A 15512-nucleotide genomic window follows, 5' to 3' on the forward strand; every position below is an offset into this window, starting at 1 on the left:
ACGAGCGGACTCGATGCGGGCCGGGGCGCGTCCGGGTTCCGGCACCGTCCGGGACCCGGGTCGGCGTCGGTCAACGACTGAATCCGGCGGTCAGACCGCTCAGCAGTTGACGGCGGCCGAACGCGTACAGGACCAGGACGGGCAGTGTGGTGAGGACGACGGCGGCGAGGACGGCGGGGACGTTGACCCCGTACTGGCCCTGGAAGGTCCACAGCGCGAGCGGCAGCGTCCGGCGCTCCGGGCTCTGCGTGAGCACCAGCGGCAGCAGGAATCCGTTCCAGATGGTCAGGGCGTTGAAGATGGTCACGGTGAGGATGGCCGGCCGGGTGAGTGGTGCCGCCAGCCGCCACAGTGTCGTCCACTCGGTGGCGCCGTCGACCCGCATCGAGTCGAACAGTTCCTTGGGCACGTCACGGATGAAGTTGGCGAGCACCAGCACCGACAGCGGGATGGCGAAGGCGATCGACGGGAGGATCAGCGCCAGCAGGGTGTCGTACAACTGCAGCTTGATGATGATCAGATAGACCGGGATCACCGTCGCCTGCAGCGGGATGGCCAGGCCCATGAGAAACAGCCCGTTCATCGCGCGCAGCAGCCGCATGCGCCAGCCCCGGACGATCGCGTAGGCCGCCATGAAGGAGAACACGACCGCCGGCACCACGGCGCCCGCGGTGACCACGACGCTGTTCAGGAAGTAGCGGAGGAAGTCGGACTCGATGACCAGCCGGTAGTTGTCCAGTGTCGGGTCGCCCGAAGGCACCAGCGGGTTGCTCGTGTAATAACGGCTCTGGGCCTTGAGGCTGGTGATGAGGGTCCAGTAGAGGGGCACGGCCACGACCACGAGCCACAGCCATCCGGCCAGGCCGCCGGCCCAGTTGCGTCGGCGCGTCGGCTGGGGGGAGCGGCGTTGTCGTTCGCGTCGTGCGGTCTTGTGGGGTCGCCGAGCCTCGGGCAGCGTGGCGGTCACTCAGGCCCCCTCGAGTTGGCTCGCCCCGGCGTCGCGGCCCCCGAGCCGGCGCAGCAGCAGGGCGAGGGCCAGACCCACCAGGACGAGGATGACCGCGATGACGCTGGCCGGTCCCATCAGGCTGGCCTGGAATCCCCGCTTGTACATGTCCAGTGCCAGGACCCGGGTGGCATCTCCGGGACCGCCCTCGGTCAGGACGAAGATGAGATCGAAGAAGGTCAGCGACCCGACCACCATCAGCGTGGACGAGGTGATGATCGTGTACCTCAGCTGGGGCAGCGTGATGCTGAAGAACTGCCGGATCCGTCCGGCCCCGTCCAACTGGGCCGCTTCGTAGAGGGAATTCGGAATCTGCTGGACACCACCCTGGTAGATCAGGGAGTGGAACGGGACGAACTGCCAGGAGACGACGAAGACGACGATGCCGAAGGCGAGCCCGGGCCGTCCCAGCCAGTCCTGGCTGAGCAGGGGCAGCTTCAACCCGGCCCCGAGCCCGAAGTTGGGATCCAGCAGGGCCTTGTACGCGATGGCGATGGCCGCGGAGCTGAGCATCAGAGGGACGAAGTACACCACGCCGAGCACCGCACGGTAGCGCTGGCGGCCCGCCAGGAACGTGCCGAGCAGGATGCTCACCGGCGTCTGAACGGCCCACGACACCGCCATCACCATGAAGGTCACCCAGAGGGCGTGCGGCAGCCCGGGGTCGCTGAGCACCGCACGCCAACTGGTCAGCCCGGACTGGTGGATGGCGCCGATTCCGTCCCAGGTGGTGAAGCTCAGTGCGAAGACACCGACGAGCGGGACCACGGCGAAGCCGACGAAGACCACCAGGGCGGGTGCCGCCAGCCAGGGCAGGACGCTGCGCGCTCGGCGCTGCTGCGGGTGACCGGTGAGTGTGCTCATGTGCCGATGACCGCGTTGAGGTTGGCGGCGAACTGCTCCGGGGAGAGGGACAGCTGGAACAGTTTGACGATGTTGTCCAGGAGGGTCTCGGCGGCCGTCGGACTGAGTGCCTGGTCCCAGGACTGCACGAACGTCTTGGCCTTGCTGGCGATGCCGTAGTTGACCTGGAGGAAGTCGGCGCTCTTGGAGGCGGCCAGCAGCTTCTCCGTGCCCAGCCGGACCGGAACCGATCCGTTGTCGATCCAGGCCTTCACCTCGGCTTCCTGGAGGACCCCGGTGGCGAAGAAGTCCTTGGCGACCTTCTTCTCCTCGTCGGTGGCCTTCGAAGAGATGGACAGGTACTGGGCGGGGTTGCCGACCGCGTTGCTCGGGTCGCCCTTGCCGCCGTCGACGGGCGGGAAGTTCATGTAGCCCAGTTGGCCGCTGGAGACGAAGTCGCCGCCGTCGGCCTGCTGGATGCCGTACGACCAAGCACCGTGCAGCATCATCGCGGCCTTGCCGGTGTACAGCAGCGCCTGGTCGGCGTTGGAGTCCGCCGTGATGGAGGAGAACCCCTTGATGAACCCGTCGGCCTTGACCAACTCCTGCACCTTGGTCAGCGCTTTGATGGCGTCCGGGTTCGACCAGGCGTTCTTCTCGCCCTCGATGACCGCTTGGAACACCTCGGGACCACCGATGCGGTCGAACAGGAACTCCAGCCACATCATGTTCGTCCACCGGGACTGGCCACCGAGGGAGAGCGGCGCTATGCCCTTCGCGTTGAACCGGGGCACCAGAGCCATGAGGTCGTCCCAGGACTCCGGCGGCTCCACGCCGACCTGGTCGAAGACCTTCTTGTTGTAGTAGAGGATGATCGGCTGCACGGTCTCGCACGGGATCGCGTAGATCTTGCCGTCGACGGTGGCCGCGCCGAACGAGGAGGGGAACAGCCCCTTCTTGACCTCGGAGTGCTCGTCGAACCACGCCGTGAGGTCCTCGACCTGGCCCGCTTCCGCGTAGGTGCGCAGTGTTCCGCCGCCCCAGCCCCAGATGATGGTGGGCGCCTGTCCGGCACCGATGGCGGTCTTGATCTTCGTTTTGTACGCGTCGTTCTGGAACGTCGTGTCGTCGATCCGGTCGTCGGGATGGGCTTTGTTGAACGCGTCTACCGCGCCGGCTCGGACGCCTTCCTGCGGCTGGCCGTTCAGGTACCAGTACGTGGCCCCGCCATCGCTCTTGCCGGGGCCGGACGAGCCGCAGGCCGCCAGTGCCGCTGAGGCCGGTACAGCGGCGGCCAGGCCGAGGAGGGTACGTCGGGAGAGCGCCATGTCTTGTCTCCGCACTCGAGAGCCACCGGCTTCTCGTGAGTCATGGTGAAAGGTTTTCGAAACAGCCTTCTCCGAACTCTGTGCGAGCAAATTAGGTTTCGGGCTGATGGCCTGTCAAGGGACGTGCATGCGCTTCTGAAAGTGCGCAAGAACCCTGCAACTACGGGCCTGTACGGCTCCCGAGGTAGCCTCGCGCGCTACGAAAGTGTTTCGAAACTGCCTGACCAAGGGTAGGCAGTTCAGGCAGTGATCTCTGCTTGAGCGCCCTCGATGCTGGTCAGACCGTGCCCGGACCGCAGGGCTTGTCGACGCCTCCCGGACGGGCTCGTGGCGGGGGTGCCGTACTGTTGACCGGTTCCACCACCCGAGGTGCCGGCCCGACCGGCGACTCACGGCACCGGTGGACGAACACGGGAGGGGAACCGATGCGACCGAACGCGAGACGCACCACTTTGGCGGACATCGCCCAAGCGGCCGGGGTCTCCGTCGCGACCGTGTCCAAAGTGGTGAACGGCCGCGGTGACGTGGCGCCGCAGACCCGAACCCGGGTGCAGGAGTTGCTGCACCACCACGACTACCTCGCCCCCGTGTTCCGCCACACCGAGGCCGTCGAAAGCCCGACCATCGAGGTGCAGTTCAAGGGCGGCCTGAAGCCGTACGTCGCCGAAACCCTGGAAGGGATCATCGACTCCGCCTCCGAACTGGGGGCTTCAGTGGTGATCAGCAAGGCGTCCAGTGCCCCGCACTGGGCCAGGGACCTGGTCTCCGCCGGGCGCCGCGCCGTCATCGCGGTCACCAGCGTGTACACCACGGCGCATCTGAACGAACTGGCACGGTCCGGGCTGCCGCTGGTCGTGTTGGACCCCTTGCACCTGCCGGACAACCGGGTGAACAGCGTCGGGGCCACCAACTTCGCCGGCGGACTGACCGCGACGCAGCACCTGCTCTCCCTGGGCCACCGCCGCGTCGCCTACCTCGGCGGACCCGCCATGGCCGTCTGCAACCAGGCACGCATGCACGGCTACCGCGCCGCCATGGAGGCGGGAGGAGCCCAGGTACCGGAGGCCTACGTCCGGCCGGGAGAATTCACGTACGAGACGGGACTGCTCGGAGCCGCGGCACTGCTGGACCTGGGGGAGCCTCCGACCGCGATCTTCGCAGGCAACGACGAGATCGCCGTCGGGGTCGTCGAGACCGCTCGGGGCCGAGGCCTGCGCGTCCCGGAAGACCTGAGCGTGGTCGGCTTCGACGACACGAGCCTCGCCCAGATGTCCTCACCGCCCCTCACCACCGTGCGTCAGCCCCTGCGGGAGATGGGCGGTGCCGCCCTGCGCACCGCGCTCCGACTCGCCAACGGCGAGAAGGTCGAGTCCCACCACATCGAGCTCGCCACCGAACTCGTCGTACGCGCCTCGACGGCGCCGCCGTCCGAAGTGCCTCCGGATCGGTAGTAACCGGCGTGTCCGGGCGGGGGACCGAGCAGTACTTCCCGTCGAGTTCCACGCAAGCAGGTCCAGGTGCCTACCGAGCACGACTGCCGGGGTGTCCATCCACCGCAGCAGCCGCCGTGTGCTCTCCGGCACCCGCTCCGCACCGCGCTCCACCCGGGCGAGCCCCGGCCGCAGGGTGGCGTGGGCCAGGCGAACAGGTGCCGACGCTCATCGTCGTCGAGCTTGAGCGCGTCGGCGAGCGCGTCCAGGACTCCGTCGGACGGTCGTACCTCGCGACCTTGCTCCATCCGCTGGCAACAGTGCCTCGGGTGGTCAGCCTCGGCTCGATCACCCACAGAAGCGCGCATCTCGACTTCGAGGACCTGATGTCCGAGCGCGACTACCGGGCGAACCTGACGTCACGCGCCTGGGAACACCGGGGCCGGCTCGGACGGGTGATCGCGTGGCTCGGCCTGTTTGCCACCCAGTCGGCGGGTTCCGTCGACTGACATTCGCCGAGGAGGACGGGGACGGGACCCGTTCGTCGGCGGCGGCAGGTCAGTCCGCGAACGCGGCCACATACGACTCCACGCACGACTCCGGTGTGGCCAGCGAGGTGACGACGTGGCTGTCGACGGTCGCGGGCGGATCGAACGGTACGTGGAGCAACCGCTCGGAGCGGAACCCGGCGAGCTGTTCGGCAGGCATCAGGGTCCAGGCCTCGGGGTCACGGCCGACCTCCAGCAGTACGTTGGACAGGTCGCCGGCGGGCCGGCGGAGCGGGGTCACGGGCACGGCGGCGAGGAGCGCGTCGTGCAGCGGCGGGTCACTCTCCCGGGCGGGGAGCCTCAGCCCTCGGGGGTCAAGGTGATGCGGGCCGACCGCAGGCTCGCCGGCAGCGGCGTGGTCGCGCGCGAGCACCGCGTGCACCGGCTCGGACCATGCGCGCACCACCGTCACCGCCGACGAGGCGATCGTTCCTCGTACCAGCGCCACATCCAGCTCGCCGTCGCGGACCGCGGCCACTCGCGCGGCCACCGGGAGATCGACCAGTTCCAGTTCGGCAGGGCGCTCACTCACGCGCAGGCGCTCCAGCGCGCGGTCGAGCCGCCACATGGCGCACGACGCTGTCCCGATCCGCAGGGCCGCGGCCGGTTCCCCGGCCACCACCCGTACTCGCGCCGCCGCGGCAAGGGTCTCACGGGCCGCGCCGAGCACCCGTTCACCGGCCGGGGTGAGACGCACCCGCCGTGATGTGCGCTGGAGCAGCTGTACTCCGAGTTCGCGTTCGAGTCGGCTGATCTGCTGGCTCACCGCCGACTGCACGATGTTCAGCCGTTGTGCCGCCCGTCCGAAGTGCAATTCTTCGGCGACGGTCACGAAGTAGTGCAGCGCTCTGAGCTCCATCTCTTTGATCTATCACATGATGTGATCGCTGCTGCATGAGACTGGTTCTTGTTCGCCCGGGACGTCATCGCTGTGATGGGTGAGACCGCCGCGGCGGCCGAGGAGTTCGGCCGCGGCAAGGCGGCGAGACCTGAACGGAGAACACAGGTGAGCCGAACGACCCTGGGAATCATCGGCACCGGCATGGTCGGCGTCGCGGTGGCCCGCCGCGCCGTCGACGCGGGTGTACACGTCGTCCTGAGCAACTCCCGCGGCCCCGAGACGCTGGCCGAACTGGTCGCGGAGCTCGGTGTCCGTGCCCAGGCGGGAAGTCCCGCCGAGGCGGCGGCCGCCGGTGATCTGGTCCTCGCCGCAGTACCGCTGGCAGCGCACGAGCGACTGCCCCGTGCGGCGCTGTCCGGCAAGACCGTCATCGACCCGATGAACTACGCGCTGTACCCGGGCTTCTCAATTCCGCAACTCGACAGCAACGAGCTGACCTCCAGCGAACTGGTGCAGAGCCACCTCGCGGACAGCAGGGTGGTCAAGGCCCTGCACAGCATCGGACCCAGGCAACTGCTGGAACTCTTCCGCCCCGCCGGAGCCCGCGACCGCACAGCGATTCCTCTCTCCGGCGACGACGCAACCGCGAAGAAGGAGGTGGCCGATCTGCTGGACCTCCTCGGCTTCGACACCGTGGACCTCGGCACGCTGGCCGAGAGCTGGCGCAGCGAACCCAACACCCCGCTGTACGCCCTGCCGTACGTCGGACAACCGCCGACCGGCCTCAGCTCCGAGGAGTTCGTAACCTGGGTCCAGCAAGCCGCCGGCGTCCCCGCACCCACCGCCCGGATCAGGGACCTCGCTGCTGCCGCAGTGCGCGGTCCCGCGGGATTCCGGATGTAGGTCACGCCTGCCGTCGCCAAGCTCACCGAGTTCTTCAAAACGTACTTGGCATGATCGGCGGATCGGCGGGGGAGTGGCGTCGCCGGCCGAGTCGACTACGGGGCCCCTACACGCGCTTCTGCGCCCTCCAGCGGGAGTTCGCCACCACGCCCGGCAGGTATCGGCATGAGGCGCGGGTCGCTCCGCCGACGTTGGAACAGACGGACGGCCGTTCATGGGCCTCACACAGACGGCGCCGGGACGTACTCGAACCAGTCGAAGGCGACCGTGTCCTCGGTGGCGTACATGCCGATCACACGGCCGGTGAAGCCGCAGGCGACCTCGGTGGACAGGTAGCGTCCGTCCAGTTCGGCGAGGAGCCGGGCGTCCGGGGTGTCGGGGTCGCCGAGTCCGAAGGCGATGGTGTCGGGCCCGGTGGTCCCGCCGTCGGTGAGTTCGGGCGACGCGGGAACGAGGTCTGACGTGCGGATCGTCACGGTGAGGTGCTGTGGCCCGGCCGGGACCGGTCGGCGGGCCACGGTCTGGCGCAGCGGCCCGATCCGGGCGACGACACGGACTTCCCCGTCCCCGGCCTCCACCTCGTAGTGGTGGGCCTCGTCCAGGCGCACGCAGAGACCACCGCGTCCTGTGCCCGGGTCGATCAGCGCGGTGACGCGGCAGTCGTGGTGCTGCTGGCGCCGTCCGATGAAGGTGTAGCCGGGGCGGTCGAGGGTTGGGCCGGTGGCGCCGAGGAGCAGCCAGCCGGGCCGCTCGGTGAGCGACCAGGAGCCCTCGTGGCGGGTGAACGGTGAGATCCAGTGCGGTGCGAGGACGGGCTTGTCGAAGTCGTCGCGGGCGGGCGGGGCCGGGACGGGGTGCCAGGCACCGCCCGGGGCGGCATGGCTCACGGGAACGGGCGCGAGGAGGGGCCATCCGTCCGCGTCCCACTCCACCGGGGTCAGGAACGTCTCGCGGCCGAGCACGTGCACGTCGGGCGTGAAGCCGCGGGGGCGGACACCGAGCAGCACCATCCACCAGCTGCCGTCGGGAGCCTCCACCAGGTCGGCGTGGCCCGTGTTCTGGATGGGTCGGGGGGTGCCGCTGTGGGACAGCAGGGGGTTGGAGGGTGCGCCTTGCCAGGGGCCGCGCGGCGAGCGGCTGCGGGCCACGGACACGCTGTGACCGCGTTCCGTGCCGCCTTCCGCGATCAGCAGGTACCATCAGTCGCCGATGCGGTAGAGGTGCGGCGCCTCGGGGTACTTGAGGCCGCTGCCCGACCAGGTGGCGAATGGCTGCTCCAGCACTGTGCCCTCGACCGGGTCGATCCTGGCCATGTTGATGCCACCCTCGGTGCCGGAGAAGGCACACCAGCAGGTGCCGTCCTCCTCCCACGCCAGGTCGGGATCGATGCCGGGCAGGTCGATCCACACGGGGTCGCTCCAGGGCCCTTCGGGGCGCTGGGCCGAGACGACGAAGTTGCCGCCGCCGTCGATGTTGGTGTTGATGACCCAGTAGCGGCCGTCGTGGTGTCGGATGGTCGGGGCGTAGAGGCCGCCGGACGCCTTGGCGCCGGGGAGGGGCAGCGGCAGTTGCCCGGGCCGGTCGAGCACGTTGCCGATCTGCTCCCAGTGCACGAGGTCCTTGCTGTGGAAGAGCGGAAGCCCGGGAAAGTACTCGAAGCTGGAGCAGACCAGGTAGTAGTCGTCACCGACCCGGCACACACTCGGATCGGGGTGGAACCCGCTGATCACCGGATTGTCGTACATGCGCACGGAAGTGTCGTCCCTTCGAGCCGCCGGGTGCCGAGAGTCTAACGATCTCTTCCGACCCGCTCACAGCAGACGCAACACGCGACCCGCATCCGACAGTCGCCGTTCAACTCGCCCTGTTCCACCAGTTGCTGGGTCCGTTTCAGTAGCGGCCCACGACAGGGGGTGGGCGTCAGTCCGCGTTCGGTTGGGGTGCCGCGGCCAGGCTCTGCTTGACGTGCCGGCTGGTCTCGTCGGCGAGGATCTCGGGCAGGCCGGTTTCGATGCCGTGCAGGGCCTGGGCTGCGACTTCGCCGGCATCGACCTTCTGGTCGGCGGGCACGTCGGCAGCCATGTCGGTGTCCATGTAGCCGACGTGCAGCGCCGAGACGGCGATACCGCGGGGAGCCAGTTCGTCGCGCGTCGCACCGGTCAGAGCCCAGGCGGCGGCCTTGGACGCGGCGTAGGAACCGAGCCCCGCCGGGTGGAACCAGGACAGGGCGGAAAGGACGTTGAGTACCGCTCCGCCGCCGTTGGCCTCGATGACGGGGGCGAAGGACCGGGTCGTGGCGAGCGGGCCGAAGTAGTTGGTCTCCATATCCCGGCGTACCTCGGTCATGTCGCCTCCGAGCAGTGTCGCGCCGGTGGAGACGCCCGCGTTGTTGATCAGCAGTGTCGTGTCGGACGCCACGCGCGTGGCCTCTCGTACAGACGCCTCGTCCGTGACGTCCAGCGGCAGCGGGATGACGCCCGGTACGTCGACCGTCTCGGGGCGTCGGGCCGCGCCGTACACCTTGGCGCCGCGCTCGACGAGCTGGGCGGCCAGATGTCTTCCGAAGCCCCGGTTGGCGCCGGTGACGACCGCGACCGCGTTCTTCAGTTCCATGTCTGCTCCTACGTCCTGGCAGGGGCGATCAGGCCACCCGCTCAGATTAGATTATGCATCCAATCTAAACGACCGGGCTACGATAGATGCCAGTCGACATCCAAACGGGAGCTGGTCATGAGCCGCGTATCGCAGGCGCAGGCGGAGGAAAACCGCAGGCGGGTGGTGGACACCGCGTCCCGGCTGTTCCGGGAGCATGGCACCCACGTGAGCGTCGCCGACCTGATGAAGGCCGCCGGTCTGACCCACGGCGCCTTCTACAAGCAGTTCGCCTCCAAGGAGGCGCTCGTCGACGAGGCCACCGCACACGCCTTCGCCGAGCTTGCCCGGCGGTACAGCACCGGGCTCGAGCGGCACGACGGGCAGCGCGTCGCCGCCCAGCGGGCGCTGATCGACGCCTACCTCTCCTTGGAGCACCGCGACGCCCCGGCGGACGGCTGCCCGGTCGCCGCGCTCGCCACCGACATCGCGCGGGAGGGCGGGGGCGAGGGGCGTGAGGCCCGTCGTGTCTATGCCGAGGGGGTGGCCGACTTCGCCGAGTTCCTGGCCCGTGACGATCAGGACGGCCTCGTTCGCCTCTGTACGCTGTTCGGTGCGCTGGTCCTGTCCCGGGCCACCAAGGGTCTCCCGATCTCCGGCGAGATCCTCGCTGCCGCGCACGCGGCGGTGACCGAAGAAGACTGATCGGCCCGATTCCGGGTCCCCCGAACGTCCTCACTGCCGAAGCTTCCGCGCCGAACGTGACGAACCCACGCCGCACGAGAACGCATCGGCACTGCTGTGCTCCTTGCCCGCTGGTCGACGGCGCTGTGCGCACCGCCCGTCTCGCCATGCCTGTCTCCCGGCTGCCGAATCAACTCCTGAGGGATCTCGAAAGTTTCGAGCGGTGTGCATGTGCTTGCGTACTTCCATGCCTGTTTCTCTTCTCAGTGCACACGCTGTTTCGGGCGCGAGGCGCTGTGACCATGTAGTTCGTGTTGGCTAAGGTCCCTGCCCGCGAAGAGAAGGTTTCCGAAAGGCTGTCGAAACTGTTGACAGGGTCATGGCGTTCTACGAAAACTGTGGCCACCGAACGACAGGAAGGCCGTCGGTCCGCTCGCGACATATGACCGGGCATGGCGGTCGGTTGTCGCGGCGTGACGACCGGGCGGCCCCCGCCGTGGTTCGGGCAAGGCCGCGGGCGGTAGCAGCCGCCCGCCCCCCACCAGCCTTCATCGGGAGAACGCATGCAGCAGGACGGCACACAGCAGGACCGGATCAAGCAGGATCCCGCCCCTCTCAACGGAATGAGCCGACGAGGCTTCCTCGGTGGCGCCGGCACCCTCGCGCTCGCTACCGCGTCCGGGCTGTTGCTGCCCGGCACGGCCCACGCCGCCACCACCATCACGACCAACCAGACCGGCACCGACGGCATGTACTACTCGTTCTGGACCGACGGCGGCGGCTCCGTCTCCATGACGCTCAACGGTGGCGGCAGCTACAGCACCCAGTGGACCAACTGCGGCAACTTCGTCGCCGGCAAGGGCTGGAGCACCGGCGGACGCCGGACGGTCCGCTACAACGGCTACTTCAACCCGTCGGGCAACGGCTACGGCTGCCTCTACGGCTGGACCTCGAACCCGCTGGTGGAGTACTACATCGTCGACAACTGGGGCAGTTACCGGCCCACCGGTACGTACAAGGGCACCGTCTCCAGTGACGGCGGCACCTACGACATCTACCAGACGACCCGGTACAACGCCCCCTCCGTGGAAGGCACCAAGACCTTCCAGCAGTACTGGAGTGTCCGGCAGTCGAAGGTGACCAGCGGCTCCGGCACCATCACCACCGGCAACCACTTCGACGCCTGGGCGCGCGCGGGCATGAACATGGGCCAGTTCAGGTACTACATGATCATGGCCACTGAGGGCTATCAGAGCAGTGGAAGCTCGAACATCACGGTCAGCGGTTGACCTCTGTCCGGTGGACGACGGGTTGTGGGCCCCGTCTACGTGGCGGGGCCCACAGCTGTGGTCGCTTTGCTGGGAATCGGCAGGCCGTTCCGCTCTGGGCCCGGCGTTGGTTGCTCTACTACGTTGTAGACGTCGTACCAGAGCTTGGCGGACGGGTCGGCGGCGGAGATGTCGAACCGACCCCGCTGCGGCCCGGTGGCGTCGATCTACGTCTCGTTCTCGGCCGGCCGTTGAACGCCGGATCCCCGACGCCGCCACCGGAGAAGGCAGGCGGCTGGCCGAGCACGGGAGCGAAGGTGTCGTCGGACCGGCGGAAGGATCAGGGGCGGATCCGCAGACGGTCGCGCCACGATGGGCGGCCGACTCCGGCGTCGGCCGGTTCGGATGCCTGGTGGACCGGAAGGGGCTCCGGGAAGTACGCGCTGTCCTTGGGGCGGCTTCGCTGCGTGGCCGAGCGGGGCCGTGGAGCCGGCTCGAGGTGGGGGATGTGCTTGGAGCAGTGGACGTAGGCCTCCTCGACAGTGAGGTGCACCCACAGGTGAGGCTGGCGGCCGGGCGCGGTTTCGGTCGGCAGCAGCGGGTACCACGCGCGGATCTCGTGATCCGTGTACAGCCGGACCGTTCCGTTGACGTGCAGCCCTATGTGGTCATGGGTGAAGTCCATGAAGAGCATGCCGAGCTGCGGATTCTCGGTCATGTTGCCCGCACTGGCCAGAACGCCGTTGCCCCGGTACTCGGGGTACGTCAGCGAGCGGTCGTCGAGGGAGACGCAGAAACCGGGCGGCCCGGCGCGGAAGCTGGCGTCGCAGGCTCCTCGCGAGTCCGCGGTCGACAGGAACACCATGTTCTGCCGGGCTATGAACTCCCGCATGGCAGGGGTCAGATAAGGGTGCACCTGTCGGTCGTAGAAGACGGCCGCCCGGTCGGTGGTGCCGAGCTGCTGCTGCAGCAGGTGTTCTCCGGAGGAGCCCGGTGTCTCGGGGCCGTTCACAGCTGGTGGTCCTCCTCGTCGGACGGAGGCGGTCCCAAAGGTGCGGTCAGCACAGGGGTGTCCCAGGGGTCGTAGTGAATGTGGCGAGGCGGGACACCGTGGCGCCGCAGGGCGTGCACGGCCCCGCTCAGCATCTGCGGTGGGCCGCACAGATACGCCTCGTGCCGGTACCAGGGGCCGAATTCCGCCAACACCTCGGGCAGGGTGCCTTCCAGGCCCGGGATGCGCTCATCGGAGACCGCCGCCCGGACGCGCAGCCAGTGGTAGCGCTGGGACATGCGCAGCATGTCATCGAGTCCGTACAGTTCGTCCGCCGTTCTGGCGCCGATGAACAGACTGACCTCACGTGCGTCGCTGATACTGCCCTGGGCCACCTCTTCGATCAGGGCGCGAATCGGGGCGAGGCCGGTGCCGCCGGCCACGAAGAGCAGGTCCCGCTGGCGGGTTGGACGCAAGACCATGTCGCCCTCCGGCGGGCCGAGTCGGACAGGGTCTCCCGGACGAGCGTGGTGGACGAGCGCGTTGCTGACCTTTCCTTCGCGCACGGCTCGCACGTGGAAGGTCAGTTCGGAATTGGGACGTGGGGCGTTCGCGGGGGAGTACTGACGCCACTGCCTCGGTGCCCACGGCGTTTCGATGCTCACGTACTGGCCCGCCACGAACGGGTACGGCTGGTGGGGCTGGACCGTGATCTCGGCTATTCCGTGCCCCCGGTGCACATGCCCGACGATGCGCGCGTCCCATACGGCTGGGCGGTTACGGGCGTCCTCTTCCGCGGCCCGGACCATCACGTCCGCGGCTGCCGTGTAGGCGCGCTGCCATGCCGTCGCCAGTGCCGGATGCCATGCCGGGCCCGCGAAGTGGGAGAGGGCCTGCAGCAGGCATTCGCCGACAGCAGGATAGTGGCCGCTTTGCGTGCCGAACTTGCGGTGCCCGCGTCCCAGTCGGGAGCAGAACGCTACGAGGTTGTCGGGGTCGTCGACCAGTTCCACAATGCGCAGCAGTGCGCGCACCAGACGTTCCCGCTGGACATCGAGCTCCGCCGGAAACAAATCCCTGACCTGTGGGTAACGCGAGAACAGGATGCTGTAGAAGTGCGCTGCCAGCTCGGACACATGAGGAGCGACAACCGTCAGGCTGGCCCGTACCAGCGCGACGTCCTCGTCAGTCACAGAGGCCGGGGCGGCTGCGATGCGAGCGGGTGCAGCGAGGTGGGCCGCGTTGGCCCCGCCCCAATCGTCTGCCGGGGCGGTGGGTCTGTCGGGGTGCGAGCTCTGGTACATGGACTCGAACCTGCCCGTCACCGTCCACTCCAGCCCTGTTCGATTGCCGAAAGAGCACAGACCCGAAGACCGGACGCCTCTTGCGCGGCTCGAACTCCTTCCCCTCCGTCCCCCGCCGCTCGTTCTCGCACGCCGACCAGGAGGTCCGGTGTGAGCGATTCGGGGCGCGCTCTTCGGGCACTTCCCGGTGCCAGGCGATGTCTTCCCGAAGAGGTCCGGACCCGGATCCGGGTCGGGGGAGTGCCCGCGGGGGCGGGGGAGGGGGCGGGGGTGGCGGCGAGAACGAAACGCGGGACCGCCGACCGTTTCCCCGCCGGTCTGAAGCCAGGGCCTACGGGGTCGACGTCGCAACCATGCGATATGGATCCGACATGGGAGACGCCAGTGCGCCGGGGAGCGCTGTGCAGGGAACTCACGTACCTTCTTCTCTCCACGTCGGCACTTCTCGGCACAAGCGGTGCGACGTTGTCGGACACTGGACAAACTTCTGGGAGTCACGCGCATGTGTGCAGATGCGTACGCCGACAACCCAGTTGCCCGCGACTGGTAACCGTCAGGCGCCCGTCACCCTAGCGTCCGAAGACTGTGTCCAACGACTCAGGAGGGCCCCTGGGGACGGTCTGTGGGGGTAATTGGGCCGTAGGGTGATATGCGTACTCTGAACAGGCGCGGAGTGCCGCGCACGCCTGCTCCGTACGCCGTCGTACCACTCGGAATGCCGGCAGCCCCGCTCCGGGAGGTCCGACGGAGCATTCCGACCCACTGGAACATCATCTGGCTTGGCAGGATTGCTGCGGCATATACGGGAAGGAGCGCTGTAAAGGTCCTTCGTCCCACTTTTTGCCCCAGACCCGGAGGTCGGCCTAAAGGGCTTCCGAGTCCTTGCGGGCACCGGGGCGCGCGGACGTCACTCTGGCGCAGACGGTCCGACGGACGCTGACGTGCTGCGTGTCAGGCCACGGCGCCCAAACGCGGGGCCTCGTGCCCGGACGTGTCCTGGGGCGCGGGCGGAGGAGCGGCCTCGACGACGAGGAAGGAGTCCGCGACGAGATCCATGACCACCTCGGCTCCCCGCCCGTGCTCGCGCAGGCGGGCTGCGAATTCTTCGGCCGGCCAGGAGCCTCGGGGCGAACCGGCGGGGAATGTCTTCAGCACCAGGGCATGCGTTGTCATCGCGACACCTCTGTACGTAGGACGGCATAGCCACCCAGTCGGTCAACTGTCCTCTCTTGCGCATGCCCTTTCCGTCCGGAACACGCCCGCGTGCACATGCCTCGGGCCGGACGACCGGTAGGACACCGGCAACGCACGGCGTCTTGCACCGCAGGCGGTCCAGGGAATCCCGTCGAATCCCTCGCCCGGTCCACTTGAGCAGCCCCTGGCGACGATGTCGTGCACCGAGCCTGACGGTTCGTCACATCACTGTGACTCTGTCAGGCCGGGATCCGGTCGCGGACCGGGGCGAGGGTGCCGTCGACGATCCACAGCCGCAGCCCTCGCCACGACGTTCCCGCACCACACGCAGCAGTCGGCCGAACTGATCGACCCGCAACCCCGTGAACGTCTCCACCCACACCCGCTCACCCTCTACTGATCGTTTCAGAATGCAGCTGAGGCGGTCACTCGTCACCGAGTCGCTGGAGGATCTGCTCGAACTCGCCGGAGTCGAGCAGACCGGCGATCACCTGCGCCGGGCAGGAAGGACGCCACGAAACGGTCCGTACGCGAACCCGCCTTGATACATGGGCAGTTCGAGTGATGCCTGACCGGCTGC

General features: G+C 68.4%; 12 protein-coding genes and 3 pseudogenes. 4 read left to right on the forward strand and 11 right to left on the reverse strand.

The window, feature by feature from the left end:
* Window positions 1-70 precede the first annotated feature (70 nt).
* The 3 genes from Sru02f_RS19490 to Sru02f_RS19500 are packed head-to-tail and all read right to left on the reverse strand — an operon-like array spanning window position 71 to window position 3177.
* Complete coding sequence (locus Sru02f_RS19490; protein ID WP_109031264.1) at window positions 71-967, reverse strand: carbohydrate ABC transporter permease; 897 nt, start codon at window positions 965-967, stop codon at window positions 71-73.
* On the reverse strand, window positions 968-1870 hold the full coding sequence (locus Sru02f_RS19495; RefSeq protein ID WP_109031265.1) for a carbohydrate ABC transporter permease: 903 nt from the start codon (window positions 1868-1870) through the stop codon (window positions 968-970).
* Window positions 1867-3177, reverse strand: coding sequence for an extracellular solute-binding protein (locus Sru02f_RS19500; protein ID WP_109031266.1), 1311 nt, complete (start codon window positions 3175-3177; stop codon window positions 1867-1869). Before Sru02f_RS19500 ends, Sru02f_RS19495 begins: the two co-directional genes overlap by 4 nt.
* A 425-nt stretch (window positions 3178-3602) precedes the next feature.
* Here Sru02f_RS19500 and Sru02f_RS19505 point away from each other — a divergent pair, with 425 nt between their 5' ends.
* Window positions 3603-4628: a LacI family DNA-binding transcriptional regulator gene (locus tag Sru02f_RS19505; RefSeq protein WP_109031267.1), complete on the forward strand. Its 1026-nt coding sequence runs from the start codon at window positions 3603-3605 to the stop codon at window positions 4626-4628.
* A gap of 239 nt (window positions 4629-4867) precedes the next feature.
* Here the strand turns inward: Sru02f_RS19505 and Sru02f_RS19510 are convergent.
* Together Sru02f_RS19510 and Sru02f_RS19515 are read right to left on the reverse strand one after the other, a co-directional pair.
* Window positions 4868-4975 (reverse strand): annotated as a pseudogene (locus Sru02f_RS19510) (hypothetical protein); the annotation flags it as partial.
* Between the two features lie 190 nt (window positions 4976-5165).
* Window positions 5166-6014, reverse strand: coding sequence for a LysR family transcriptional regulator (locus Sru02f_RS19515; RefSeq protein ID WP_109031268.1), 849 nt, complete (start codon window positions 6012-6014; stop codon window positions 5166-5168).
* A 75-nt stretch (window positions 6015-6089) separates the two neighbouring features.
* Here Sru02f_RS19515 and Sru02f_RS19520 point away from each other — a divergent pair, with 75 nt between their 5' ends.
* Complete coding sequence (locus tag Sru02f_RS19520) at window positions 6090-6899, forward strand: NADPH-dependent F420 reductase (protein ID WP_109031492.1); 810 nt, start codon at window positions 6090-6092, stop codon at window positions 6897-6899.
* 221 nt (window positions 6900-7120) lie between these two features.
* Here Sru02f_RS19520 and Sru02f_RS19525 read toward each other — a convergent pair.
* Together Sru02f_RS19525 and Sru02f_RS19530 are read right to left on the reverse strand one after the other, a co-directional pair.
* Window positions 7121-8644: pseudogene (locus tag Sru02f_RS19525) on the reverse strand (glycoside hydrolase family 43 protein).
* Window positions 8645-8819: 175 nt separating this feature from the next.
* The gene (locus Sru02f_RS19530; protein ID WP_109031269.1) at window positions 8820-9512 is read right to left on the reverse strand and encodes an SDR family oxidoreductase; all 693 of its coding nucleotides are present in this window, start codon (window positions 9510-9512) and stop codon (window positions 8820-8822) included.
* Between the two features lie 117 nt (window positions 9513-9629).
* Between Sru02f_RS19530 and Sru02f_RS19535 the strand changes: the two genes are divergently transcribed.
* Both Sru02f_RS19535 and Sru02f_RS19540 read left to right on the forward strand, forming a co-directional pair.
* The gene (locus Sru02f_RS19535; protein WP_109031270.1) at window positions 9630-10196 is read left to right on the forward strand and encodes a TetR/AcrR family transcriptional regulator; all 567 of its coding nucleotides are present in this window, start codon (window positions 9630-9632) and stop codon (window positions 10194-10196) included.
* Window positions 10197-10738: 542 nt separating this feature from the next.
* On the forward strand, window positions 10739-11464 hold the full coding sequence (locus tag Sru02f_RS19540) for a glycoside hydrolase family 11 protein (protein ID WP_109031271.1): 726 nt from the start codon (window positions 10739-10741) through the stop codon (window positions 11462-11464).
* A 319-nt stretch (window positions 11465-11783) separates the two neighbouring features.
* On the opposite strand, the gene Sru02f_RS19545 is transcribed toward Sru02f_RS19540, so the two are convergent.
* The 4 genes and pseudogenes from Sru02f_RS19545 to Sru02f_RS19560 form a co-directional block, all read right to left on the reverse strand.
* A complete protein-coding gene (locus tag Sru02f_RS19545) occupies window positions 11784-12455 on the reverse strand; it encodes a pyridoxamine 5'-phosphate oxidase family protein (RefSeq protein ID WP_109031272.1) in 672 nt (223 codons plus the stop codon).
* Window positions 12452-13627: a globin domain-containing protein gene (locus tag Sru02f_RS19550; RefSeq protein WP_244941796.1), complete on the reverse strand. Its 1176-nt coding sequence runs from the start codon at window positions 13625-13627 to the stop codon at window positions 12452-12454. The genes Sru02f_RS19545 and Sru02f_RS19550 overlap by 4 nt, the downstream gene beginning before the upstream one ends.
* Before the next feature lie 1062 nt (window positions 13628-14689).
* Window positions 14690-14911 carry a hypothetical protein gene (locus Sru02f_RS19555; RefSeq protein WP_109031275.1) on the reverse strand — a complete coding sequence of 74 codons (222 nt, stop codon included), beginning with the start codon at window positions 14909-14911 and terminating at the stop codon, window positions 14690-14692.
* Between the two features lie 319 nt (window positions 14912-15230).
* Window positions 15231-15341, reverse strand: a pseudogene (locus tag Sru02f_RS19560) (IS5/IS1182 family transposase); the annotation flags it as partial.
* Window positions 15342-15512 lie beyond the last annotated feature (171 nt).

This window comes from Streptomyces rubrogriseus (assembly GCF_027947575.1).
GTDB classification, from domain to species: Bacteria; Actinomycetota; Actinomycetes; order Streptomycetales; family Streptomycetaceae; genus Streptomyces; species Streptomyces rubrogriseus.

Coding starts and splice junctions, on each gene's coding strand:
- Sru02f_RS19495 (WP_109031265.1), bottom strand. CDS start 1,870: ATGAGCACACTCACCGGTCACCCGCAGCAGCGCCGAGCGCGCAGCGTC.
- Sru02f_RS19500 (WP_109031266.1), bottom strand. CDS start 3,177: ATGGCGCTCTCCCGACGTACCCTCCTCGGCCTGGCCGCCGCTGTACCG.
- Sru02f_RS19505 (WP_109031267.1), top strand. CDS start 3,603: ATGCGACCGAACGCGAGACGCACCACTTTGGCGGACATCGCCCAAGCG.
- Sru02f_RS19515 (WP_109031268.1), bottom strand. CDS start 6,014: ATGGAGCTCAGAGCGCTGCACTACTTCGTGACCGTCGCCGAAGAATTG.
- Sru02f_RS19520 (WP_109031492.1), top strand. CDS start 6,090: ATGGGTGAGACCGCCGCGGCGGCCGAGGAGTTCGGCCGCGGCAAGGCG.
- Sru02f_RS19530 (WP_109031269.1), bottom strand. CDS start 9,512: ATGGAACTGAAGAACGCGGTCGCGGTCGTCACCGGCGCCAACCGGGGC.
- Sru02f_RS19535 (WP_109031270.1), top strand. CDS start 9,630: ATGAGCCGCGTATCGCAGGCGCAGGCGGAGGAAAACCGCAGGCGGGTG.
- Sru02f_RS19540 (WP_109031271.1), top strand. CDS start 10,739: ATGCAGCAGGACGGCACACAGCAGGACCGGATCAAGCAGGATCCCGCC.
- Sru02f_RS19555 (WP_109031275.1), bottom strand. CDS start 14,911: ATGACAACGCATGCCCTGGTGCTGAAGACATTCCCCGCCGGTTCGCCC.